The 23,004-nt window shown below is 71.8% G+C and carries 19 protein-coding genes; 12 read left to right on the top strand and 7 right to left on the bottom strand.

Features of this window, described 5'->3' with window-relative positions; translation table 11 throughout:
* The first annotated feature begins 83 nt into the window (after positions 1-83).
* From ACFYXE_RS26105 to ACFYXE_RS26090, 4 genes are all read left to right on the top strand, one after another.
* Positions 84-2,306: an ATP-binding cassette domain-containing protein gene (locus ACFYXE_RS26105; RefSeq protein ID WP_389316136.1), complete on the top strand. Its 2,223-nt coding sequence runs from the start codon at positions 84-86 to the stop codon at positions 2,304-2,306.
* A gap of 161 nt (positions 2,307-2,467) precedes the next feature.
* Entirely contained in the window at positions 2,468-3,352 is an 885-nt protein-coding gene (locus tag ACFYXE_RS26100) for a FadR/GntR family transcriptional regulator (RefSeq protein WP_389316134.1), read from the top strand.
* 467 nt (positions 3,353-3,819) lie between these two features.
* On the top strand, positions 3,820-5,364 hold the full coding sequence (locus ACFYXE_RS26095) for an RNA polymerase sigma factor (RefSeq protein ID WP_361164297.1): 1,545 nt from the start codon (positions 3,820-3,822) through the stop codon (positions 5,362-5,364).
* A 135-nt stretch (positions 5,365-5,499) separates the two neighbouring features.
* Positions 5,500-6,330 carry a serine protease gene (locus tag ACFYXE_RS26090; RefSeq protein ID WP_361164300.1) on the top strand — a complete coding sequence of 277 codons (831 nt, stop codon included), beginning with the start codon at positions 5,500-5,502 and terminating at the stop codon, positions 6,328-6,330.
* 167 nt (positions 6,331-6,497) lie between these two features.
* Here the strand turns inward: ACFYXE_RS26090 and ACFYXE_RS26085 are convergent, their stop codons facing one another.
* A complete protein-coding gene (locus ACFYXE_RS26085) occupies positions 6,498-6,728 on the bottom strand; it encodes a hypothetical protein (protein WP_055544920.1) in 231 nt (76 codons plus the stop codon).
* A 442-nt stretch (positions 6,729-7,170) separates the two neighbouring features.
* Here ACFYXE_RS26085 and ACFYXE_RS26080 point away from each other — a divergent pair, with 442 nt between their 5' ends.
* From ACFYXE_RS26080 to ACFYXE_RS26055, 6 genes are all read left to right on the top strand, one after another.
* A complete protein-coding gene (locus ACFYXE_RS26080) occupies positions 7,171-9,294 on the top strand; it encodes a DNA topoisomerase IV subunit B (RefSeq protein ID WP_361164303.1) in 2,124 nt (707 codons plus the stop codon).
* Positions 9,295-9,461: 167 nt separating this feature from the next.
* Positions 9,462-9,974 carry a DUF1453 domain-containing protein gene (locus ACFYXE_RS26075; RefSeq protein ID WP_389316131.1) on the top strand — a complete coding sequence of 171 codons (513 nt, stop codon included), beginning with the start codon at positions 9,462-9,464 and terminating at the stop codon, positions 9,972-9,974.
* On the top strand, positions 9,971-11,116 hold the full coding sequence (locus ACFYXE_RS26070; protein WP_389316129.1) for a sensor histidine kinase: 1,146 nt from the start codon (positions 9,971-9,973) through the stop codon (positions 11,114-11,116). The genes ACFYXE_RS26075 and ACFYXE_RS26070 overlap by 4 nt, the downstream gene beginning before the upstream one ends.
* Positions 11,113-11,850: a response regulator gene (locus ACFYXE_RS26065; protein ID WP_389316127.1), complete on the top strand. Its 738-nt coding sequence runs from the start codon at positions 11,113-11,115 to the stop codon at positions 11,848-11,850. Before ACFYXE_RS26070 ends, ACFYXE_RS26065 begins: the two co-directional genes overlap by 4 nt.
* 111 nt (positions 11,851-11,961) lie before the next feature.
* Positions 11,962-12,543: a DUF485 domain-containing protein gene (locus ACFYXE_RS26060; protein WP_389316125.1), complete on the top strand. Its 582-nt coding sequence runs from the start codon at positions 11,962-11,964 to the stop codon at positions 12,541-12,543.
* Entirely contained in the window at positions 12,540-14,132 is a 1,593-nt protein-coding gene (locus ACFYXE_RS26055; RefSeq protein ID WP_361164315.1) for a cation acetate symporter, read from the top strand. The genes ACFYXE_RS26060 and ACFYXE_RS26055 overlap by 4 nt, the downstream gene beginning before the upstream one ends.
* A 45-nt stretch (positions 14,133-14,177) precedes the next feature.
* Here the strand turns inward: ACFYXE_RS26055 and ACFYXE_RS26050 are convergent, their stop codons facing one another.
* The 4 genes from ACFYXE_RS26050 to ACFYXE_RS26035 all read right to left on the bottom strand — a co-directional run bounded on the left by ACFYXE_RS26050 (position 14,178) and on the right by ACFYXE_RS26035 (position 18,948).
* A complete protein-coding gene (locus tag ACFYXE_RS26050) occupies positions 14,178-14,855 on the bottom strand; it encodes a response regulator (protein ID WP_389316122.1) in 678 nt (225 codons plus the stop codon).
* On the bottom strand, positions 14,852-16,555 hold the full coding sequence (locus ACFYXE_RS26045; protein ID WP_389316120.1) for an ATP-binding protein: 1,704 nt from the start codon (positions 16,553-16,555) through the stop codon (positions 14,852-14,854). Before ACFYXE_RS26045 ends, ACFYXE_RS26050 begins: the two co-directional genes overlap by 4 nt.
* A gap of 108 nt (positions 16,556-16,663) precedes the next feature.
* Positions 16,664-17,599, bottom strand: a complete 936-nt coding sequence (locus tag ACFYXE_RS26040) for a sucrase ferredoxin (protein WP_361164324.1) — start codon at positions 17,597-17,599, stop codon at positions 16,664-16,666.
* A gap of 83 nt (positions 17,600-17,682) precedes the next feature.
* Positions 17,683-18,948: a citrate synthase family protein gene (locus ACFYXE_RS26035; RefSeq protein ID WP_389316117.1), complete on the bottom strand. Its 1,266-nt coding sequence runs from the start codon at positions 18,946-18,948 to the stop codon at positions 17,683-17,685.
* A gap of 120 nt (positions 18,949-19,068) precedes the next feature.
* Here ACFYXE_RS26035 and ACFYXE_RS26030 point away from each other — a divergent pair, with 120 nt between their 5' ends.
* Positions 19,069-20,244: a citrate synthase/methylcitrate synthase gene (locus ACFYXE_RS26030; RefSeq protein WP_389316115.1), complete on the top strand. Its 1,176-nt coding sequence runs from the start codon at positions 19,069-19,071 to the stop codon at positions 20,242-20,244.
* Positions 20,245-20,460: 216 nt separating this feature from the next.
* On the opposite strand, the gene ACFYXE_RS26025 is transcribed toward ACFYXE_RS26030, so the two are convergent.
* Positions 20,461-20,706 (bottom strand): hypothetical protein, encoded by a 246-nt coding sequence (locus ACFYXE_RS26025; protein ID WP_389316114.1) that lies wholly within the window; start codon positions 20,704-20,706, stop codon positions 20,461-20,463.
* A 171-nt stretch (positions 20,707-20,877) separates the two neighbouring features.
* Complete coding sequence (locus ACFYXE_RS26020) at positions 20,878-21,438, bottom strand: DUF6082 family protein (RefSeq protein ID WP_389316112.1); 561 nt, start codon at positions 21,436-21,438, stop codon at positions 20,878-20,880.
* Between the two features lie 345 nt (positions 21,439-21,783).
* On the opposite strand from ACFYXE_RS26020, the gene ACFYXE_RS26015 reads away from it, so the two are divergent.
* Positions 21,784-22,989, top strand: a complete 1,206-nt coding sequence (locus ACFYXE_RS26015; protein WP_389316110.1) for a CobW family GTP-binding protein — start codon at positions 21,784-21,786, stop codon at positions 22,987-22,989.
* Positions 22,990-23,004: the final 15 nt, after the last annotated feature.

Genomic DNA, 23,004 nt, shown 5'->3' with positions numbered 1-23,004 from the left:
GCAGTACCCACGGGGTTCGTCCGTCCCCGATCCGGTGGACGTGCCCCGGCCGCCGAGCGGTCGCACACCCTGCGAGAGAAGCGATGATCCAGGCCATCGGACTGACCAGCAATCCCCGCAAGGAGCTCCCGCCCGCCGTGGACGACGTGTCCTTCGAGGCGCGCACCGGCCGTGTCACGGCGCTGCTCGGCGCCGAGGCCGCCGGCCCGACCACGGCGCTGCGGCTCATGCTCGAACTCCAACAGGGCCGTGGCGTCACGTACTTCAGAGGGCGCCCCCTGCACCGCATCGCCCACCCCTCGCGCGAGGTGGGCGTCCTCCTGGGCGATGTCCCGGGACACCCGGCGCGCACGGTCCGCGGCCATCTGCGCATGCTGTGCGCGGCGGTCGGCGTGCCCGTCCTGCGTGCCGACGACGTCCTGGAGGTCGTCGGTCTCGTCAGCCTCCGCGAGCAGCGCCTCGGCACCCTCTCGCGCGGCATGGACCGCCGCCTCGGGCTCGCCTGTGCGCTCCTCGCCGACCCGCACACCCTCGTCCTCGACGGCCCCGGCGACGGGCTCTCGGCCCGGGAGAGCGCGTGGCTGCACGGAATTCTGCGCGCCCACGCGAGCCACGGCGGCACGGTCCTGTTCACCACGACCGACCCCCGGGAGGCCGCGCGGACCGCCGACCGCGTCGTCACGCTGGAGGCGGGCCGACTCGTGGCCGACCAGGAGGCCGCGGACTTCGCACGGACCAGGCTCCGCCCCCGCGTCGCCGTCCGCAGCCCGCACGCCGCCCGGCTGTGCGCGCTCCTCACCAAGGAGGCGCGCGTGGCCCGCCGCTCCATCGAGGTGGTGAAGGAGGACGGCAACAGGCTCTCCGTCTACGGCAGCAACTGCGCCGACGTGGGGGAGACCGCGTACCGGCACAGCATCCTCGTCCACCAACTCGCCGACGAGATCGGTGATGCGGGACCCCCGGCGCGGCCCGACGCCCCGCACGGACCCGTGACCGCCACCGAGCCCGACGCGGCGGCATCCCGCCGCACCACGACCGCGAACACGGGTACGAAGACAGCACAAGCAGACGCGCCTACGGACGCACGGGCAGACGCGCACGCAGACGCGAACGAGAACGCCGATGCGGCTGCCGTCGCCCACGGGCATCCGTCCGAGACCCTCGCCGACGAGCCGGACGCGCCCTCCGCGGCAGCCGCAGCAGCCACAGCCTCCGCAAGTGCCGCTACCGCTACCGCCGCCTCTGGCCCGGTCCCTGCCGGGGAGCCCGCCCCGCAGGCCACCCAGGAGCCCGGCGGCCCCGAGGCCGACGGCGGCACCGACCGTGAGGCCGAGGGTCGGACCGAAGAACTGCCGTTCCGGCTGATTCCCCTTGCCCCGCTCGACGGCGACGACACGTTCCCCCTGGACGTCGACGGCGCGTTCTTTCCGTCCGACGGTGAAGCCCCGCGCTCCGGCGCCCGCTCCTCGGCCTCGGCCACGGCCACTCCTCAGGACGCGCTGTCCGTCCTCCCGCCCCCCATCTCCGTCCGCCCCAGCCGCAGTCCCCTCCGTCCCCTGCGCTACGAACTGCGTCGGCTGCTGGGCGTCGCCACCGGCTATCTGACCCTGGCCGCCGTCCTCGCCACCTCCGCCGTGCTCTGCGTCTTCCTCGCGCGGGCCGGGCACACGCCCCAGCCGCGCCTGCTCGCCGCCTGGCCGCAGGAACTTCCCCTGCCGCCCGCGGTCCTCGGCGCCGGACTGCTGGGAGCCCTCGCCTTCGGCGACGAATTCCGCCACCCCGCCCTCGCCGCCGACCGGGGCACCGTCCCGCGCCGCCTCGGGATGCTCGGCGCCAAACTGCTCGTCGCGGCCGCCACCGCCCTGCTGCTCGGCGGCCTCGTGATCGCCTGCGACGCCGCGCTGCTCCACCTCGTATACGGAGAGGAGCTCACGAAAGTTCCCGCGGACTGGCCGAGCCTGACCGCGAGTTGGACCGCCCTGGTCATCGGCTGCGCCTGGGCCGGTGTGCTGGCCGCCGGTGTCTTCCGGTCCACCACCGCCGGGCTCGCCGCGGTGCTCGCTGTCCCGATCCTCGTCGTACCGCTCGTACAAAAGGCCGTCGAGGGTCCGTCCGTGCGATCGGCGGCCGGACTTCCGGGACGGCTGAGGGACCTCGCGCTGGTGCAGTGGCCGTTCGGCGCGGAGCGGTACCTGGCGGCCGGGGTGCGCATGGTCGCCCAACCCGTGGGCAGTGCACTGATGTTGTCGCTCACCGCTCTGCTCTGCGCATATGTGCTCACGGCGGCGCGCGCCAGAGTCCGCTGAGAGGGTTCCGGGGCCCTCCCGCGCGGGTCGGTGGGCAACTCCGGGGTGGCGTCCGTTTCTTTCCGATAAGGCGTCAATTGCGGCGAGGTAAGCGATCACCCTTTCGTGTGCTTTTCACCAAAGACCTCAAGGGAGTTGGGGGCAACGCCGACAACTGATCCGTGAGTACCCTTGCGCACACCATGATGACCACCGCCCGCTCCGCCGACTCCGGTCTCGCCGGCCCGGGTGACCTCGACCGATACCCCTACACCGAGTCCCCGGCGGGCGAGCGCGTCGCCCCCGTGTGGGACAGCGCCGACCAGGACCTGGGGCGTGTGGGCCGGCGCGCCGCCGGAAACCGCGGCCGCGGGCTGCACGGCCAACTCGTCCAGCAGCTCGGCCAGATGATCGTTTCCGGTGACCTCGGCGCCGACCGTCCGCTCGTACCCGAGGAGATCGGGCAGCGTTTCGAGGTCTCCCGGACCGTCGTCCGCGAGTCCCTGCGCGTCCTCGAGGCCAAGGGCCTCGTCAGCGCCCGTCCCAACGTCGGCACGCGCGTGCGTCCCGTCAGTGACTGGAACCTGCTCGACCCGGACATCATCGAGTGGCGTGCCTTCGGGCCGCAGCGCGACGACCAGCGTCGCGAGCTCGGCGAGCTCCGCTGGATGATCGAGCCCCTCGCCGCCCGCCTGGCCGCCGGGCACGGCCGCGAGGAGGTGCAGCAGCGCCTCGCCGACATGGTCGAGATCATGGGGCACGCGCTGGGCCAGGGCGACGGGATCACGTTCTCGCGCGCCGACTCCGAGTTCCACTCGCTGCTCATCCAGCTCGCGGGCAACCGCATGCTGGAGCACCTCTCCGGCATCGTCTCCGCGGCCCTCCAGGTCTCGGGCGGGCCCGTCACCGGATGCGACCGCCCCACCGAGGCCTCCCTCGTGCACCACTCCCGCATCGTCGACGCGCTCGCCGCGGGTGACGGGTCCGGCGCCGAGTCCGCCATGCGGCAGCTGCTCACGGTCCACCCCGAGGTGGAGCGCGTCGTGCCCGCCCCGCGCGAGCACTGACCGCGCCGCCACCTCGGCGCCGCGGCCGTGCGCGTGCCTCGCGGCAGCGCCGAGCGTCGCGTACGTCACTCCGTACGCCGGCCACGGCTCCGCCGCCGTTCCCCCGTGTCGCCGGACCTCCACGGGCTCCTCGAGAGCCCGGCGGGGTCCGGCGACACGACCGTGGGGGTTTCTTCGCGGGGCATCCGGGGATCATTCGTGCATGCGTATAGGTCGCTTGTGACCGTGTCTGGATGCTTTTGAGCGCTTACGGGGTGTGACTCGGGCCACGTAGATTGGGCGTAACGCTCCAAGGAACAGCGCGATGACCTAAGAGGTGATAGCCGAGGAAGGAATACAGCCGTCGTTCGCGGCGCTGTGCAGCTCCCCGGCCCCGCCCGCGCCGTCGGCACAATCCCCAGCCGCCGGTCGTCGGCTCCGGTCCACAATGGACGGGGCCGGAAGCCGTTTTCCAACGTTCCGAGAGGTTGTTCGTGTCGGCCAGCACATCCCGTACGCTCCCGCCGGAGATCGCCGAATCCGTCTCTGTCATGGCGCTCATCGAGCGGGGAAAGGCTGATGGGCAGATCGCCGGCGATGACGTGCGTCGTGCCTTCGAAGCTGACCAGATTCCGGCCACTCAGTGGAAGAACGTTCTGCGCAGCCTCAACCAGATCCTCGAGGAAGAGGGTGTGACGCTGATGGTCAGTGCCGCGGAGCCGAAGCGCCCCCGCAAGAGCGTCGCAGCGAAGAGCCCGGCCAAGCGCACCGCGACCAGGACGGTCGCGGCGAAGACCGCCACGGCGAAGCCCACCGCCACCGCAGCCACTGAGGCGCCGACCGCGGACGGCGCCGCCGAGGACGCGCCCGCGAAGAAGGTCGCCGCCAAGAAGACGACGGCCAAGAAGGCCGTCGCCAAGAAGACCGCCGTCAAGAAGACGGCGGCGAAGAAGACCACCTCCAAGAAGGACGCCGACGAGCTCCTGGACGAAGAGGCCACCGAGGAGGCACCCGCCGCCGGCAAGCCCGGCGAGGGCGAGCCCGCCGAGGAGGGCGCCCAGGGCTTCGTGCTCTCCGACGAGGACGAGGACGACGCGCCGGCCCAGCAGGTCGCCGCAGCCGGTGCCACGGCCGACCCGGTCAAGGACTACCTCAAGCAGATCGGCAAGGTCCCGCTGCTCAACGCCGAGCAGGAGGTCGAGCTCGCCAAGCGCATCGAGGCCGGTCTGTTCGCCGAGGACAAGCTGGCCAACGCCGACAAGCTCGCTCCGAAGCTCAAGCGCGAGCTGGAGATCATCGCCGAGGACGGCCGCCGCGCCAAGAACCACCTCCTGGAGGCCAACCTCCGTCTGGTGGTCTCCCTGGCCAAGCGCTACACCGGCCGCGGCATGCTCTTCCTGGACCTCATCCAGGAGGGCAACCTCGGTCTGATCCGCGCGGTCGAGAAGTTCGACTACACCAAGGGCTACAAGTTCTCCACGTACGCCACCTGGTGGATCCGTCAGGCGATCACCCGCGCCATGGCCGACCAGGCCCGCACCATCCGTATCCCGGTGCACATGGTCGAGGTCATCAACAAGCTGGCCCGTGTCCAGCGCCAGATGCTCCAGGACCTGGGCCGCGAGCCCACCCCGGAGGAGCTGGCCAAGGAACTCGACATGACCCCCGAGAAGGTCATCGAGGTCCAGAAGTACGGCCGCGAGCCGATCTCCCTCCACACCCCCCTGGGTGAGGACGGCGACAGCGAGTTCGGTGACCTCATCGAGGACTCCGAAGCGGTCGTGCCGGCCGACGCGGTCAGCTTCACGCTCCTCCAGGAGCAGCTGCACTCCGTCCTGGACACCCTGTCCGAGCGTGAGGCGGGCGTGGTCTCCATGCGCTTCGGTCTCACGGACGGCCAGCCCAAGACCCTCGACGAGATCGGCAAGGTCTACGGAGTGACGCGTGAGCGCATCCGTCAGATCGAGTCGAAGACGATGTCGAAGCTGCGTCACCCGTCGCGTTCGCAGGTCCTGCGCGACTACCTCGACTAGGCACCGACAGGCGCCACGGCGCTCCGCGAAAGGCCCGAAGCCCGCATTGTGCGGCTTCGGGTCTTTTTCGCGTGCGCGGTACGCGATACTGCATGACTCTGGGTACGCGATGGCAACCCAGAGTGAGGAGATCGCATGCGTCGTCCCTTCGCCAGTGCGTCGACAGGGCTGGTCGCCCTGGTGGCGACTGCCGCCGCCCTGCCGTTGGCCTCTCCGGTCCCCGCGGCCGCCGACAGCGTGGTCATCGGAGGCAGACCCGTGCAGGCGTCCGAGACCCCGTGGGTGGTGGCCGTCTCCAGTCGTGACCGGTTCGGCGGTGCGCGCGCGGGACAGTTCTGCGGCGGCGTGGTCGTCGGACGCACGACGGTCCTGACGGCGGCCCACTGCATGAGCAAGGACGTCCTGGGGGTGCCCCTGGGGCAGGTGTCGGACCTGAAGGTCATCTCCGGGCGCGGAGACCTGCGCTCGGACGAGGGGGAGGAGATTCCGGTACGTGACGTCTGGGTCAACCCGGACTACGACAACTACACGAATTCCGGGGACGTGGCGGCCCTCACCCTGGCCGAGCCGCTGCCGAAGGGATCCACGATCGCCATGGCGCCCTCCGGCGACACGGCGTACGCGCCGGGCACGGGCGCTTCCGTGTACGGCTGGGGCGACACCACGGGGGCGGGCGACTACGCCCGCTCGCTGCGCGCCGCGCGCGTGGAGGTGCTGGCGGACGCCGTGTGCGAGGAGGCGTATCCGGGCAGTGCCGACGGGCGGTACGTCGCCCGGACGATGCTCTGTGCCGGTGAGATGGAGGGCGGGCGGGACGCCTGCCAGGGGGACAGCGGCGGGCCGCTGGTGGCCCATGGGCGGCTCATCGGGCTCGTCTCCTGGGGGAGCGGCTGCGGCCGTCCGGGGAGCCCCGGCGTCTACACGCGGATCTCGGACGTCGCCCGGGTGCTGCGCGGCGGCGCCTGAGGCGGCAGTCCGCACCGGGCCCGGCCACGCGGCCGGCCCAGGAGGCCCGAGAAGGCCCGTGAGCGCCCCTGTGACGAGAGCGGGCGGCCGCCCCTGCCTGTCGGCAAGGACGGCCGCCCGTTCACCGGCCTGGTGTGCCGGAGCTGGCTCGTCGTGGGTGCGAGGTGTCAGCGTTCCTCTTCGGTGGCGCTCTCGGGAACGGCGGTCAGTCGCTCCGTCTCATCCTGTATCTCAGCGGCGATCTTCTTGAGTTCCGGCTCGAACTTGCGGCCGTGGTGGGCGCAGAAGAGCAGTTCACCGCCGCTCAACAGGACGACGCGCAGGTATGCCTGGGCGCCGCAGCGGTCGCAGCGATCAGCGGCCGTCAGGGGGCTCGCGGGGGTCAGAACAGTAGTCACGTCGCCTCTTCTCTAGCTCGACGAGCTGTCGTACCAGGGTCAACATCCAACCAGGCCGAAAACGTTCCCGCTCGTGGCTTTTCCTCGAAGTTTCTTTTTGAGGAGGTTGTCCGTTGCCGGTTGGCGGCGAATGTGCCGTATTGCGTCTCTTACGTGTCTTACGGTTTCGCGCTGTCTGTCAGGTCGGGTCCCGACCGGCTGGCTTGCCGGGTTGTTCATGAGGACGTGCCCGGAGCCTAAATGGTTCATGCCTCGAAGGGAACGTGACGTGCGCTTCACTCCAACGAGGGATCGAACGTGCATACGAATCTGGACTAGTCTGGGTTGAGACGAGGGTGGCGTTACAACGGCTCTACCAGGCCTCGGTACCCTCTCACCGGTAACCGAAGCCGCGTCCTTACCCCAAAGGACCCCCCTTGAAATTCAGCGAGGAGCGAACCGCGTGACCGCCGAGACGTCCGTGCCGTCCACAGCATTGCTGACCGGAGCAGACCGGGACGGTTCCAACTACACCGCGCGGCACCTGCTCGTCCTGGAGGGACTCGAGGCCGTCCGCAAGCGTCCGGGCATGTACATCGGCTCGACGGACAGCCGCGGCCTGATGCACTGCCTCTGGGAGATCATCGACAACTCCGTCGACGAGGCCCTGGGCGGGTACTGCGACCACATCGAGGTCATCCTCCACGACGACGCATCCGTGGAGGTCCGGGACAACGGCCGTGGCATCCCGGTCGACGTCGAGCCCAAGACCGGCCTCTCCGGGGTCGAGGTCGTCATGACGAAGCTGCACGCGGGCGGAAAGTTCGGCGGCGGCTCCTACGCCGCCTCGGGCGGCCTGCACGGCGTGGGCGCCTCCGTGGTGAACGCGCTCTCCGCCCGCCTCGACGTCGAGGTGGACCGCGCCGGGCACACCCACGCCATCAGCTTCCGGCGCGGTGTCCCCGGCGCCTTCGCCAAGCCGGGGCCCGACGCCCCCTTCGACTCGTCGGCCACGCTGAGCAAGGTCAAGAAGATCCCGAAGACCCGCAGCGGCACCCGGGTGCGCTACTGGGCGGACCGGCAGATCTTCCTCAAGGACGCCAAGCTCTCCCTGGAGAACCTGCACCAGCGCGCGCGTCAGACCGCGTTCCTGGTCCCCGGCCTGACCATCGTCGTCCGGGACGAGTTCGGCCTCGGCGAGGGCGGCACGAAGGGCGAGGAGTCCTTCCGCTTCGACGGCGGGATCAGCGAGTTCTGCGAGTACCTCGCCCAGGACAAGGCCGTCTGCGACGTCCTGCGCTTCTCCGGCCAGGGCACCTTCAAGGAGACCGTGCCGGTCCTCGACGACCACGGCCAGATGACGCCCACCGAGGTCACCCGTGAGCTCGGCGTGGACGTGGCGCTGCGCTGGGGCACCGGGTACGACACGACGCTCCGCTCCTTCGTCAACATCATCGCCACCCCCAAGGGCGGCACCCATGTGAGCGGTTTCGAGCGTTCGCTGACCAAGACGATGAACGAGGCCCTGCGCGCCCAGAAGGTCCTTCGGGTCGCCGAGGACGACATCGTCAAGGACGACGCCCTCGAAGGCCTGACCGCGGTCGTCACCGTGCGGCTGGCCGAGCCCCAGTTCGAGGGCCAGACCAAGGAGGTCCTCGGCACCTCGGCGGCCAACCGCATCGTGGCCAACGTCATCGCCAAGGAACTCAAGGCGTTCCTCACCTCGACGAAGCGGGACGCGAAGGCGCAGGCCAGGGCCGTCATGGACAAGGCCGTCGCCGCCGCCCGCACCCGCATCGCGGCCCGCCAGCACAAGGACGCGCAGCGCCGCAAGACCGCGCTGGAGTCCTCGTCGCTGCCGGCGAAGCTGGCCGACTGCCGCAGCGACGACGTGGAGCGCAGCGAGCTGTTCATCGTCGAGGGCGACTCCGCGCTCGGCACCGCCAAGCTCGCCCGGAACTCCGAATTCCAGGCCCTCCTGCCGATCCGGGGCAAGATCCTCAACGTGCAGAAGGCGTCCGTCACGGACATGCTGAAGAACGCCGAGTGCGGGGCGATCATCCAGGTCATAGGAGCCGGGTCGGGCCGGACCTTCGACATCGACGCGGCGCGCTACGGCAAGATCATCCTGCTCGTCGACGCCGACGTCGACGGCGCGCACATCCGGATCCTGCTGCTCACCCTGTTCCAGCGCTACATGCGGCCCATGGTGGAGGCCGGCCGGGTCTTCGCCGCCGTGCCGCCGCTGCACCGGATCGAGCTCAGCCAGCCCAAGAAGGGCCAGGACAAGTACGTCTACACGTACTCCGACCGTGAGCTGCGCGAGACACTGCTGGAGCTGCAGCGCAAGAACATCCGGTACAAGGACTCCATCCAGCGCTACAAGGGTCTGGGCGAGATGGACGCCGACCAGCTGGCCGAGACGACGATGGACCCGCGTTTCCGGACCCTGCGGCGGATCAACATCTCCGACCTGGACTCGGCCGAGCAGGTCTTCGATCTGCTGATGGGCAACGACGTCGCGCCGCGCAAGGAGTTCATCACCAGCTCCGCGGCGACGCTGGACCGCTCGCGCATCGACGCGTAGCGAGCCCCGGACGGCACGGGAGCCGTGTCCTCCACCCACGGGTGGAGGACACGGCTCCACCCCTGTTCAACCCCTGCGCCGATCCCATGACCTGCAGATCTCCGTAGCGTCGAAGGCGTCGATCCCCCGCGGATCGGCCTCGTCCCGTTCGTCGTACGGAGGCTGACATGTCCGGGCTCACCAACGCACTGGTGATCTGCGCCGTCGTGGCGCTGGTGGTCGTCCGCCAGTTCAAGGCGCAGCAGATCGGCACCGACCGGCGCTGGTGGCTCATACCGGCCGTGCTGGTCTTCCTGGCCGTCCGCGAACCCGGCCTGATCGACCCCGCGCACCGCGCCGCCGCCGCGGCCCTGCTCGCCGCCGAGTTGCTCGTCGGCCTCGCGATGGGAGCAGCCTGGGCACGGACCTCGCATGTGTGGACCGCGCAGGACGGCACCGCGTGGAGCAAGGGCACCAAGGCCACCGCCGTGGTCTGGGCGGCCGGTATCGGCCTGCGCGCCGCCCTGTACGGAGCGGGCGCGCTGCTGGACATCCGCCAGGGCAGCGCCTCACTGATGCTGGCCCTCGCGGCCACCCTGCTGGTGCGCAGCGGCCTGCTGGTGCTGCGCGCGGGGCCCGGGCGCGCGACGTACGGTGTTGCCGACCTGGCGCACGACCCGATGCGGAAGGAACCGGTGTGAGCGCGGACCGGTGGACGAGATGGCCCTCCAGAGAGGCGCTCACCTGGGCCGGACTGAGCCGCGCACGGCTCTGGTTCATCCGGGTGCTGCGCGTGGTGGTCCTGGCCAGCCTGCTCTGGGGCGCGTTCCACGAGAACCGGGGGCTGCACCTGGTCGCAGGACTGGCCCTGGTCGTGGTGGTCAGCTGCGCCGGATGGGCGTTCTTCCGGGTCTCCTACGCCCACCGACTGTGGCCCTCCCTGGCCCTGACGGCACTCCTCATGGGGTGCGCCTTCGCCGCACAGGCGGGCGACTGGCGCGTGCTCGCCACGGTGCTGTGGTGCGCCGTGGCGGTCGCCGCCCTGGAGCGGCTGCCGCTTGCCGCGGCCGCGCCCTGCGCGCTCGCGGCCCTGACGGGGTACGCCGCGTTCAGCAGCGACGGCTGGCTCATCACCGCACTCGTCGCCGTCGGCCTCGGGCTCGCCGGGTACACCCTGCGGCTGGACGCCGAGGCCCGGGGCAGCGCCCACCGGCTGCTCGCCCAGGAGCGTGCCGCGCGTGCCGCCGAGGCCGAGTCGGCGGCGCTCGCCGAGCGGACCCGGATCGCCAGGGAGATCCACGACGTGCTCGCGCACAGCCTCTCCGCGCAGCTCGTCCACCTGGAGGCCGCGCGGCTGCTGATCGAGAAGGACGCCACCAAGGAGCAGATCCTGGACCGGGTGGTGGCGGCCCGGTCCATGGCCAGGGAAGGGCTCGCCGAGACCCGGCAGGCGCTGTCCGCGCTGCGCGGGGAGATGACCCCCGTCGAGGAATTCCTGCGCGAGCTGGTCACGGCCGACCGCGCGGAGGTCACCGTCACGGGGGAGCGGCGCGCGCTGCCCGCCGAGGCGTCCCAGGCGGTCCGCAGGGTCGCCCAGGAAGCCCTGACGAACGTCCGCAAGCACGCGCCGGGCGCCAAGGTCGAGGTGTGTCTCGCGTACGGCCGGCACGAGGTCAGGCTCGACGTGCGGGACGAGGGCGGGCACTCGCCGGGGGAACTGGCCGCCTCCGGCGGCGGGTACGGTCTGCTCGGCATGCGTGAGCGTGCCGAGCTGCTGGGCGGGTCCCTGGAAGCGGGACCGGGTGAGGAGGGCTTCGTGGTGACGCTGAGGGTGCCGGGATGACGGGGGACGAGAGCGCCGCCGGGACCGCCGCCGAGAAGACGGCCCGTGCCGCGGACGGCACGGAAAGGCCACCCGCGCGGGTGATCGTGGTCGACGACCAGACCGTGGTGCGCGAGGGCATCGTCATGCTGCTGGGGCTGCTGCCCGGCATCGAGGTGGTGGGCTCCGGCGCCGACGGCTTCGAGGCCGTCCGCCTCGTCGCCGAACTGGCCCCGGACGTGGTCCTGATGGACCTGCGGATGCCCCGCTGCGACGGCGCCGAGGCCACCCGGCGCATCCGTGCCGAACACCCCGGGACGCAGGTCGTCGTGCTCACCACCTACGCCGACGACGACTCGCTGTTCCCGGCACTCAAGGCGGGCGCCCGCGGCTATCTGACCAAGGACGCCGGCGGGGACGAGATCGTCCGCGCCGTCCACGGTGTGATCTCCGGGGACGCGGGGCTCTCCCCGCAGATCCAACGGCGGCTCCTGGAGCGCCTGTCGGAGCCCGAGACCGCCCCGGCGGCGGCCCCGCCCGACGGCCTCACGGTGCGGGAGACCGAGGTGCTCGTGCTGATCGCCGAGGGCATGACGAACCACGAGATCGCCCGCGCCCTGCACGTCTCCACCGCGACGGTGAAGACCCACATCAACAACCTCTTCGCGAAGGCGGGCCTCAAAGACCGCGCGCAGGCCGTCCGGTACGCCTTCCGGCACGGGCTCACCAAGCCGGAAGGGCGCCCCGGAAGCTGACGAGGCTTCACCTGATGGGGTGAAGAGCGTGAGGAGGAGAGTCAGGGACCTCTCCCTTCTGCCCATCCTTGGGCACGTGGCCGAACAGGGCCGCGGACTAAGGAGAGTTCGGTGGACAAGCACGAGGGGCCCGATGTGGTGCCGGGCCGGGCCGAAACCGGCCGGGGCCGGTCCGGTGATCTCAGGGATCCCTGGTACGACGCACTCGCCTCCGGCTGGGGAGAGCTGGACGGGACCGGAGCGCCGGCTGCGGTGGCGCCCGCCCGGGCCGCGCCCCCTCAGCAGAGCGTGAGCCCGGCCGACATCTACCTGGAGGTGCAGCGCAGCGACGCCTTCCAGGAGGTGCGCAGGCGCTACCGACGGTTCGTGGTCCCGGCGACGATCGGCTTCTTCACCTGGTACGTGGCGTACGTCGTGGCCGCGACGGCCGCCCCCGACCTGATGGCCCGCCCCGTCAGCGGCGCGGTGAATGTGGCGATGCTGGCAGGGCTCGGCCAGTTCCTCACCACGTTCCTGCTGACCTGGGCGTACGCACGGCACGCGCGAGTGCGGCGGGACCGGGCGGCCCTGGACCTGCGCTGGGCCGTGTTCGAGCAGAAACGGGAGCAGGAGCGGGAGCACGAGCAGCGGCAGCGGGACGCGGCGCGGGAGCAGGGCGCGGCGGCGGAGCGGGAACAGGGGGCGGAGCGGTGAAGGGAGACCACCAGACCCTCGCGCTCCTGCTGTTCGGGGCGTTCGTGGCCGTCACGCTGGCGATCACCACCTGGGCGAGCCGCAACCGACACGGCTCGGCCGAGGAGTTCTACGCGGGCGGGCGGCTGTTCTCCCCCATGGAGAACGGTTTCGCCATCGCCGGCGACTACATGTCGGCGGCCTCCTTCCTCGGGATCTCCGGGCTGATCGCCCTGTTCGGGTACGACGGGCTGCTCTACTCCGTGGGGTTCCTCGTCGCCTGGCTGGTGGTGCTCTTCCTGGTGGCCGAACTGGTGCGCAACTGCGGCCGGTTCACCCTGGGCGACGTGGTCGCCGCGCGGATGAAGGAACGCCCGGTGCGCATCGCGTCCGGCACGTCCTCGGTCACCGTGTCCGTGCTCTACCTCGTGGCCCAGATGGTGGGGGCCGGGTCCCTGGTGGCGCTGCTGCTCGGCGGGACGGGCGAGGCGGCACAGACCTGGACCGTGATCGGCGTCGGCGCCCTGATGGTGATCTACGTGTCCCTGGGCGGCATGCGGGCCACGACCTGGATCCAGATCGTCAAGGCGGTCCTGCTGATGGGCGGCGCGATCGCCCTGACCGTGCTCGTCCTGGTGCGCTTCCACGGGGACTTCAACCAGCTCCTGACGACCGCGGCGGACCGCAGCGGTCACGGCGACCGGTTCCTCTCGCCCGGCCTGAGATACGGCGGCGACTGGACCTCGCGGCTCGACTTCATCAGCCTCGGGCTCGCGCTGGTGCTCGGCACGGCCGGGCTGCCGCACATCCTGTCCCGCTTCTACACCGTGCCGACCGCCCGGGCGGCACGGCGTTCGGTCGTCTGGTCGATCGGCCTTATCGGCAGCTTCTACCTGATGACGATCGTGCTCGGCTTCGGCGCGGCGGCGCTCGTGGGCCCGGACGCCGTGCGCGGTTCCAACGCCGCGGGGAACACGGCGGTTCCGCTGCTCGCGCTCGACCTGGGCGGCGGAGCGAACTCCACGGGCGGAACGGTTCTGTTCGCCGTCGTCGCCGCCATCGCCTTCGCCACGATCCTCGCCGTGGTCGCCGGCATCACGCTCGCCTCGTCCGCGTCCGTCGCCCACGACCTGTACGCCTCCCTGCGGCGGCGCGACGCCAAGCCCCGCAGCGAGGTGGCGGTGGCCCGCGTGGCCGCCGCAGGGATCGGCGTGGTCGCGATCGGCCTCGGCCTGCTGGCCCGCGATCTCAACGTGGCCTTCCTGGTGGGCCTCGCCTTCGCCGTCGCCGCGTCGGCCAACCTGCCGGTGCTGCTCTACTCCCTGTTCTGGCGGAACTTCACCACGCGGGGCGCGGTGTGGTCCGTGTACGGCGGGCTGCTGCCCGCGCTCGTGCTGGTGGTCCTGTCGCCGGTGGTCTCCGGAGGGCCCAACTCCCTCTTCCCCGGCGTCGACTTCCAGTACTTCCCCTTGGAGAACCCTGGTCTGGTCTCCGTTCCGCTGGGTTTCCTCGCGGGGTGGTTCGGCACGGTGACCTCGCGCGAGGTGGCCGACGAGGCCAAGCACGCGGAGACGGAGGTGCGGTCCCTCACCGGCGCCGGAGCGGCGTGACGGCGTACGCGGAAAGCCTGGGGAGCCAGGGGCCGCCGACGGAGGTCAGGTGCTGGCCGCCCACGCATAGCGGTGCTCGGGGCGGCCCGTGTCGCCGTACTTGAGGCTCAGCCGGACCCGGCCCGCGCGCTCCAGGAGCTTCAGATAGCGCTGTGCCGTCTGCCGGCTCAACCGGGTGCGGTCCGCCAGCTCCTGGGCGGACAGCGGCCCTTCGGCGGCCATCAGCGCCCGGCGCACCAGCTCCGCCGTGGTGGGGGAGTGCCCCTTGGGCAGCTCGGGCGCCGGGGTGGCCGAGAGGGCGCCGAAGATGCGGTCCACTTCGGCCTGCTCGGCCTCGCCGCCGCCGTCCAGCGTGCGGCGCAGCGTGGCGTACGCGTCGAGCTTGGCGCGCAGCCCCGCGTAGGTGAACGGCTTGACCAGGTACTGGAGTGCGCCGTGCCGCATCGCCGCCTGGACGGTGGCGACGTCGCGGGCCGCCGTCACCATGATCACGTCGGTCTGGTGGCCCCGCTCCCGCAGGTTGCGCACGACCGAGAGGCCCGTCTCGTCCGGCAGGTAGTGGTCGAGGAGCACCAGGTCGACGGGGACGTCGTCGACGAGGCGCAGGGCCTCGGCGGCATCGTGCGCCGTGGCCGCCACCCGGAAGCCGGGGATCTTCGTCACGTAGGCGGCGTTGACCTCCGCGACCCGGACGTCGTCGTCCACGACGAGGACCTCGATCATCTCGGCTCCTTCGGGACGCTGTGCATCGTCGCTCCTTCGTGCGCGGTGGCCTCGTGCTCGGCCTCGTCGACGCCCCCGGCCGCGAGACCGGCCTCGGTGAGCGCCTCGGGCAGGACGACGGTGAACTCCGCGCCCCCGTCCGGGGCCTCGCCCACCCGCGCGCTGCCGCCCTGCCGCTCGGCGAGCCGCCGGACCAGGGCCAGGCCGATGCCGCGCTTGCCGTGGGCCGGGGGCTCCTTGGTCGTCCAGCCCTCGGTGAAGATGGTCTCGCGCTGCTCCGCGGGCACGCCCGGACCGGAATCGTGCACCTGGAGGATCACGGCCCGCCCCTCGGTACGCAGATCCACCGCCACGCGCGCGTGGCGGGTGCCCGCGGCGGCGTCGAGCGCGTTGTCGACGAGGTTGCCCACGATCGTGACGAGGCCGCCCGGGTCGACGAGCCGGTCGGGCAGCGCCGTGTCCCGCGGCACGGAGAGCGCGACGCCCCGCTCGGCGGCGACGGTGGCCTTGCCGACCAGCAGCGCCGCGAGCAGCGGGTCACGGATCTTCTCGGTGATCTGCTCGGCGGTCACCCGGTGGGCGCCCGCCACCTCCCCGACGAACTCCGCGGCCTCCTCGTACATCTCCAGTTCGAGCAGACCGAGCAGGGTGTGCATGCGGTTGGCGTGTTCGTGGTCCTGGGCGCGCAGGGCGTCGATGAGGCCGCGGGTGGAGTCGAGCTCGCGGCCGAGCTGCTCCAGTTCCGTGCGGTCGCGCAGCGTGGCGACGGCGCCTCCGTCGTCGGTGGGCATGCGGTTGGCGACCAGGACGCGCTGTCCGCGGACGGTCAACAGGTCGGTGCCGGTGACGCGGCCGGCGAGCACGTCGGTCGTACGGCCCGGGCCGAGGGCGTCGTCGAGCGGCCTGCCGACGACCTCCGTGCCGAGGCCGAGGAGGCGCTGGGCCTCGTCGTTGAGCAGCCGGATCCGGCCTCCGCGGTCCAGGGCGACGACCCCTTCGCGGATGCCGTGCAGCATCGCCTCGCGCTCCGCGAGCAGCGCCGAGATGTCGGAGAAGGCCAGGTCACGGGTCTGCCGCTGCACTCTGCGGGAGATCAGGTAGGCGGCGAGCGCGCCGACGGCCAGCGCCCCGCCCGCGTACGCGAGCAGCCCCGGGATCGAGTGGACCAGGCGGGCCCGCACGCTGTCGTACTCGATGCCTACGGAGACGGCGCCCACGATCCGCCCCTCGGCGTCCCGCAGCGCCACCTTGCCGCGCGCGGAGCGGCCCAGCGTGCCGTTGTCGATCTCCATGACGGCGCGGCCCGCGAGGGCGTCGCTGGGGTCGGTCGAGACGACCTTGCCGATCTGGCCGTGGTCGGTGTGCGACCAGCGCACGCCGTCCTTGTTCATGATCACCACGTACTCGGCGCCGCTGGCCCGCCGGATCCGTTCGGCCGCGGCCTGGACGGGCCCGTCGGTCGTGGGCCGCGAGGCGGCCAGGTCCTCGGCGATCCGCGGCTGGGCGGCCGTCGTCTGCGCGATGGCGAGCGCCCGGCGCATCGCCTGGTCGTCGAGCTGGTCGCTCAACGGCGCGAGGAAGAGGCCCGTGGCGAGCACCGCGACGCCGGCCGCGATGGCCAGCTGCATCAGCAGCACCTGCGAGAACACACGCCGCGGCAGGCCGAGGCGGAGGCGTCGCGCAGGGGAGGTCGGGCTCATGTGTACGAACGGTACGGCCGCGGGCGGGCTTCCCCGTAGTCACTGTGGTGGGGATCTCGTACGACCGCGTGGAGCGGCCCCGCGCGGCGGTCGGAGTCGTCGGGGCGCCTACGCGCGAGGTCGTCGCCCTGCCGTCCCGTCGCCGATCGCGTGGACCGCGACGGCATCCATCCGGGCCGGGGACGCGAGCGCCGCGCCGCAGCTCTCCGGCCGGGGCGGCAGTGAGGCGCCCTGGGCGACGGTGACCCGCCACCGGCGGCCGTCGGCGTGCGCGACGGTCACCTCCCAGCGCGGGGCCGCGCCCTCCGTAAGGATGACGTTCAGGACCCCCGCCGCGTCCTCGCCGGTCGCGGTGCGCACCGCGAGCTCGGCCGCCTGGCCGGGACGGTCCCAGGCCGAGTTGCCCCGGCAGCCCTCGGTGACGACGCGGCCCGCGCCGGCCGCGCCGAGGATCTCCTTGACGGTGTGCGGTCCGATGCGGCCGTACGCGTATCCGTGGGGCAGCACGAGCAGCGTGGGGGAGAAGCGGTGGCCACCCAGATGAGTGATTTCCCAGACGCCTTCTTCGCCCGAGGCGGCGAGCTCGGCGGCGAGCGGCCTGCCGAGCAGGGCGCAGCAGCGGTCGCGCTTGCCGTTGGTGCAGACGAGCGCGAGCGGGGCGCCCGTGTGCGGGGTGCCGAAGCCGCCGTGGTCGCCCGCGCCGAGGGCCGCGAAGTCGAGGTCCAGCAGGCGGCGCGGATCATCGGTGACCGCGCCGCGCAGCCAGCCGCCGCCGGGCACGGTGTGGCCGATGTACACCTGCTGCCGGGACGTCCCGTGGCAGTCCGCGTGGCGGCCGGGGCGGCGGATGAGGGCGACGCGTACGCCGGTTCCCTCGGCGGCCTTCTCCAGGGCGCGGCCGACGTCGGGGTCGAGATGGCTGGACGTCAGCGCCTTGGCGCCCCAGGGCCCCGGCTGCTCCAGCAGTAGCCATGTCCTGGCGGTGGCCGCGGTCCCCGCGAGGGGCTCGTCCAGGTCCCGCGAGGCGGTCGCGCACGTACTCACGCGGGCGAGCCTAACGCGCGCCCCGCCTCGGGCGGTTCGCGCCTCCGGAGAGGTGGGCCGACGGCGCCGGTCGGGCGGCGGCTTCAGGCGGTGGTGGGGGCGGCGGGGCCGGGCATCGGCTGCGGTGGACGCAGACCGACGTACTGGCCGCTGGGGCGCATGCGCAGCGGCCGTTCCTCGTACTCCTCCAGGGCGTGCGCGATCCAGCCCGCGGTGCGCGCCACCGCGAAGACCGTCTCGCCCGCCTCGGCGGGCATCCCGGAGGACGCCGTCAGGACGGCCAGGGCGAGGTCGACGTTGGCCCGCAGGTCGGTGTGGCGGGCGGTGGTGGCCACCACGTCGCGGGCCGCGGCGAGGGCGGGCCCGGCCTTCGGCATCCCCTCCAGGAGGGCGAACAGCGCTTGCGCGCGCGGGTCCTCGCCCGCGTAGAGGCGGTGGCCGAGGCCGGGGATGCGGCGGCCGGCGCGGAGTTCGTCGGCCACGACGGGGGCGGCGCTGCCCCGGTCGAGGACGTCGAGCAGCAGCCGGTGGGCGAGACCGCTGGCCGCGCCGTGCAACGGGCCTTCCAGGACGCCGAGTCCCGCCGACACCGCCGCGTAGGGGTGGGCGCGCGCCGACGCGGCGACCCGGACGGCGAGCGTCGACGCGGCGAGGTCGTGGTCGACGAGCAGCGCGAGGGCGGTGTCCAGGGCGCGCAGCGACGCCTCGTCGGGCGTGCGGCCCGTCAGGCGGGCCCACAGGCGGCGGGCCAGGGGGCCTTCGTCGCGGTGGCCGGGCAGGACCGGCGGGAGCGCGGCGACGAGGGTGGGGATCAGCGTGCGACCGGTGCCGATGACGGCCTCTTCGGAGAGGTCGAAGCGGAGTGGGTCGGCGGCCGCGGCGGCGATGGCGGCGACCCGCAGCCGGTCGGTCGGGCCGCTGTGCTCGGGCAGCGCGGTGACGGCGCGGCGGGCCGCGACGACCGTCTCCTTGGGGGCGGTGAAGCCGGTGCCGGGACGCAGGACGCCGGTCCACAGCCACTCGGCGACTTCTTCGTAGGAGTGGTTCAGGGCGAGTTCCGTGGCGTCGACACCGCGGAAGAAGTAGCGGTCCTTGTCGATGAGCGTGATGCGTGTGCGTACGGAGAGTTCGTTGCCCGTGGTCGGGGCCGCGGGTTCCCTGCGGTTCCTGCGGGCGAGCGCCTCGACCTCCTGGGCGTCGAACGTGCTGCCCCGTGCGCCCGGTCCGCGACGGCTGCTGAGCATGCCGCGGCTCACATACGCGTACACGGTCTCCGGTTTCACGCCGAGCAGCTCGGCGGCTTCCCTGGTGCTGAGCCGTCGGCCGTCGTGCGCGCCTTGATCCGTCATAGCCGTCACCGTATCCGCATCCCGACATCTGTATGCACATATTGATTCGATCAATATTGACAGAGATCGAGTCAAGCATGGACAGTCGAATCAAGTCCACGGAGGAAGTCGAGGAACAACATGCCGATCAATGGCTCCGCCGCCACCCCCGCCGAACCCGTCCAGGTCCCCCGAGGGCTGGCGGGCGTCGTCGTCACCGAGACGGAAATCGGCGACGTGAGGGGATACGAGGGCTTCTACCACTACCGCCAGTACTCGGCCGTCGAGCTCGCGCGACAGCGCAGCTTCGAGGACGTCTGGCACCTGATGTTCCGGGGCGAACTGCCGGACGCGGGTCGGAGTGCCGCGTTCGCGGCGGAGACCGCCCGGCTGCGCCACCTCCCCGACGAGGTACGGGACGCGCTTCCCGCCATCGCCCGCGCGAGCGTGCTGTCCGGACCGCTGTCCGGCCTCCGCACCGCGCTCTCGCTCTTCGGGGCGTCGAAGGGCTTCCGCCCCGTGTACGACATCGACGACGAGCGGCGCCGCGCGGACGCGCTGGCCGCGGCCGCCGTGGTGCCGACCCTGCTCACCGCGCTGCACCGGCTCGGCCAAGGGCTCGACCCCGTCGAGCCGCGCGACGACCTGTCGTACGCGGCCAACTACCTCTACATGTTGACCGGTTCGGAGCCGGACGCGGCCCGTGCCCGGGCCATCGAGCAGTACTTGATCTCAACCATTGACCATGGGTTCAACGCGTCCACTTTCACCGGCCGGGTCATCGCCTCGACCGGCGCGGATGTAGCGGCCTGCCTGGTGGGTGCGGTCGGCGCGCTCTCGGGTCCGCTGCACGGCGGTGCGCCGAGCCGCGCGCTGGACACGCTCGATGCGATCGGCACGCCCGACCGCATCGACGGCTGGATCCGCGAACGGGTCCTCGCGGGGGACCGCATCATGGGCTTCGGCCACCCCGTCTACCGCACCGAGGACCCGCGCTCGCGCATGCTGCGAGACATCGCGCTGGAGTTCGGCGGCGCGATGGTGGAGTTCGCGGTCGAGGTCGAGCGGCAGGTCGAGGCGATCCTGGCGGAGCTGAAGCCGGGGCGCGAGCTGCACACGAACGTGGAGTTCTACGCGGGCGTGGTCATGGAGCTGTGCGGGCTGCCCCGCGAGATGTTCACGCCGACGTTCGCGTCCGCACGGGTGGTCGGCTGGAGCGCGAACATCCTGGAACAGGCGCGCGACTCGAAGATCATCCGCCCGGCGGCGCGGTATGTGGGCGTGGAGGCGCCGGTGGCGGTGCCGCACGGCTTCTGAGGAGCGCGGGTGGCCGGCCCCGCCTACGAGCCGGGCCCGTACGACGCTCACGGAAAGAGGGCCTGGCCACAGAACGTGCCCAGGCCCAGCGGGCGTTGGTGTGAGGTCCGACCCGCCGACGCGATCCATGGAGCGGGCGCCGGCTCATCGATCAGACATGGTGACTAGGCACGGCGATCAGACATGGTGATCAGGCACGGCGATCAGGCAGGGCGATCAGACATCAGGAATGTCGACCTTGGCTCGAAGTAGCGTCTCACGCGTGATGACCACGATCCGTTCGTCACTGGAACGCCCCGCGTCGGACGGGAGCTTGCTGTCGAGTGCCGCGGTCCGGTCGGCGCCGATCACGGCGAAGGAGCCGTCACTCAGCTCGAAGATGTCCGGGCACGTGTTGCCGTCGAGGCTGCCGCGCTGACGAGGTGAGGCGCCGATGCGGCGGGTGATGTCTGGAGTGGTCACGAGCCGTACGTTGCCATCCGCCAGGGGCTCGGACATGCCGATTTCACCCGCCAAGACAGTCGAGAATCGGCCAATCTGTACAAAGGTCCCGGTGGTGTCGGCTCTGCAGAAAGGTGTGACCCTCGCCCACCTCGGCCGAAGGCGCCCGTCGCCCCCTCGGCCGACGGTTGATTACTGCTCAGGTGGTGTACCGACCACCCACCATTCCTCCGTGTCGGCCTCGTCCAGTTCATGGATCAAGTGGTCCACCATCCGGCCCACCCGAGCCTCCACGGAGTCGTCCTCCAGGCTTGCCCGGGCGGCCCGGGTCACCTCCCAGTACTCGCGGAAGATGGGGTTCTGCAGGGTGCCGCGCAGATGACCGAAGAGCTCCATCCGGCTCACGTTGCCGATGCGGTAGGCGAGCAGCGCATTGGTGTACAGGGCGTTGGCGAAGAGGAACTGCCGGTGCTTGGCGGGCGGTACGGGGTCCTCGTACGTATCGAGTACCGCGGCCAGCGCGGGGTCTTCCATCGCCTTGCTCAGCAGCTCCCACTGAAGGCGCTGCTGGTTGGCCAGGTTGACGTGCCGTTGCTGCTCGCTCCGGTCCGTCCGCTCACACCGTTCGAGCCGCAGGCGCAGCATCTTGAGCTGATGGTGCTGGGCGATGAGTGTGCTGACGGTGCCGACGGTCAGGGCCAGACCTGCCGCGGCGGAACCGGCCCCCCGTATCCAAGATTTCTGTGTGGCCATGTCAACCCCCGAATCGGCGACCGTCCGCCGGTCGTCGGGTGCGGGTCGACAGGGAGCGGACCGGCGAGCGGTGGGCGGTGCGCTTGCCGTCTCCCAGGGTGCCGAGCGGCTCTGATCGGCGGGGAGGCGGAGAGGAGGCGCACGGAAGGAAGCGGTGGTCGAACATACCGGCGCCGTGTCTAACGTGTGCCCCGCGCGCGCCGCTAACAATCGTTCACTTCGCGGCCCGGCCGCCCGTGCCTATCCTGGGTCGGTCTTCATCCGTCGTACGGCAGCCGCCCCGGTCCGTACCAGCGTCGACACGAGAGGTCCGCAGCGCAGAGACCTGCCGTGCGGAGGTCCGCGTTGAACCAGCACCAGATCCCCGTCGTCGTCCTCGCCGGCTTCCTCGGCTCCGGCAAGACGACCCTGCTCAACCACCTGCTGCACCGCAGCGGCGGCAGCCGGATCGGCGCGATCGTCAACGACTTCGGTTCGATCGAGATCGACGCCATGTCGGTCGCGGGGCAGCTCGGCGACTCCACCGTCTCGCTCGGCAACGGCTGTCTGTGCTGCGCCGTGGACGCGAGCGAACTCGACACCTACCTGGAGCGCCTCGCCGCACCTGCCGCGCGGATCGACGTCATCGTCATCGAGGCCAGCGGGCTCGCCGAGCCGCAGGAACTCGTGAAGATGCTGCTGGCCAGCGAGAACCCGCACATCGTCTACGGGGGGCTCGTGGAGGTCGTCGACGCCGCCGAGTTCGACGCCACCAGGGAGCGGCACCCCGAGGTCGAACGGCACCTGGGCATCGCCGATCTCGTGGTCGTCAACAAGGCCGACCGGGTGTGCGAGGGGGAGCGGGAGCGCGTACTCGGTGTCGTCCGCGGGCTCGCGGGGCGCGCGGCCGTCGTCGGTGCCTCCTACGGCCGCGTCGACGTGGAACTGTTCTTCGACCGCGCGCCCGTGGGGGAGCGGGTCGGGCAGCTCTCCTTCGACGACCTTCGGGAAGACGACCTTCAGAGTGCGGACGACCTTCAGAGTGCGGACGGTCTTCAGAACGAGGACGGTCTTCGGGGCGAGGGCGCCCTTCTGGACGGGCAAGGCGAGGACCACCGGGCCGGCGCCGCCTGCGGTCACCGCGAGCACCTGCACTCCGCCTACGAAAGCCTGTCCTTCACCTCGGACGTGCCCCTGGGCCCCCGCCCGCTGATGGCCCTGCTCGACAGCAGGCCCGAGGGGCTCTACCGCATCAAGGGGTACGTCGACTTCGGCCCCGCCGACCCCCGCAACCGCTACGAGGTGCACGCCGTGGGCCGGTTCCTGCGCTTCTACCCGGAGCCGTGGGCTCCGGGCGAGCCGCGGCTGACCCAGCTCGTGCTCATCGGGTCGGGCGTCGACGTACCGGCCCTGGAGAAGGAGCTCGAAGGCTGTCGCGAGGACGCCCCGCACGCCGACGAGCAAGGCATGTGGGGCGTCCTGCGGTACGTCCAGGAGCCGGACGCGGACGCCGTGGACGACACGGCCGACGCGGACCCCGGGGCCGACACGGACGCCGCCCCCGGCGTCTGAGCGCCGCCGGGCCGC

The organism is Streptomyces sp. NPDC002564 (genome assembly GCF_042889645.1).
Taxonomy (GTDB): Bacteria; Actinomycetota; Actinomycetes; order Streptomycetales; family Streptomycetaceae; genus Streptomyces.
This window is presented reverse-complemented; position numbering and strand designations above follow the sequence as displayed.

Excerpts from the sequence above, each read along its gene's own strand:
- ACFYXE_RS26105 (WP_389316136.1), top strand. The coding sequence starts at position 84 with ATGATCCAGGCCATCGGACTGACCAGCAATCCCCGCAAGGAGCTCCCG.
- ACFYXE_RS26035 (WP_389316117.1), bottom strand. The coding sequence starts at position 18,948 with ATGACGGATCAAGGCGCGCACGACGGCCGACGGCTCAGCACCAGGGAA.
- ACFYXE_RS26050 (WP_389316122.1), bottom strand. The coding sequence starts at position 14,855 with ATGATCGAGGTCCTCGTCGTGGACGACGACGTCCGGGTCGCGGAGGTC.
- ACFYXE_RS26045 (WP_389316120.1), bottom strand. The coding sequence starts at position 16,555 with ATGAGCCCGACCTCCCCTGCGCGACGCCTCCGCCTCGGCCTGCCGCGG.
- ACFYXE_RS26090 (WP_361164300.1), top strand. The coding sequence starts at position 5,500 with ATGCGTCGTCCCTTCGCCAGTGCGTCGACAGGGCTGGTCGCCCTGGTG.
- ACFYXE_RS26030 (WP_389316115.1), top strand. The coding sequence starts at position 19,069 with ATGCCGATCAATGGCTCCGCCGCCACCCCCGCCGAACCCGTCCAGGTC.
- ACFYXE_RS26075 (WP_389316131.1), top strand. The coding sequence starts at position 9,462 with ATGTCCGGGCTCACCAACGCACTGGTGATCTGCGCCGTCGTGGCGCTG.
- ACFYXE_RS26065 (WP_389316127.1), top strand. The coding sequence starts at position 11,113 with ATGACGGGGGACGAGAGCGCCGCCGGGACCGCCGCCGAGAAGACGGCC.
- ACFYXE_RS26020 (WP_389316112.1), bottom strand. The coding sequence starts at position 21,438 with ATGGCCACACAGAAATCTTGGATACGGGGGGCCGGTTCCGCCGCGGCA.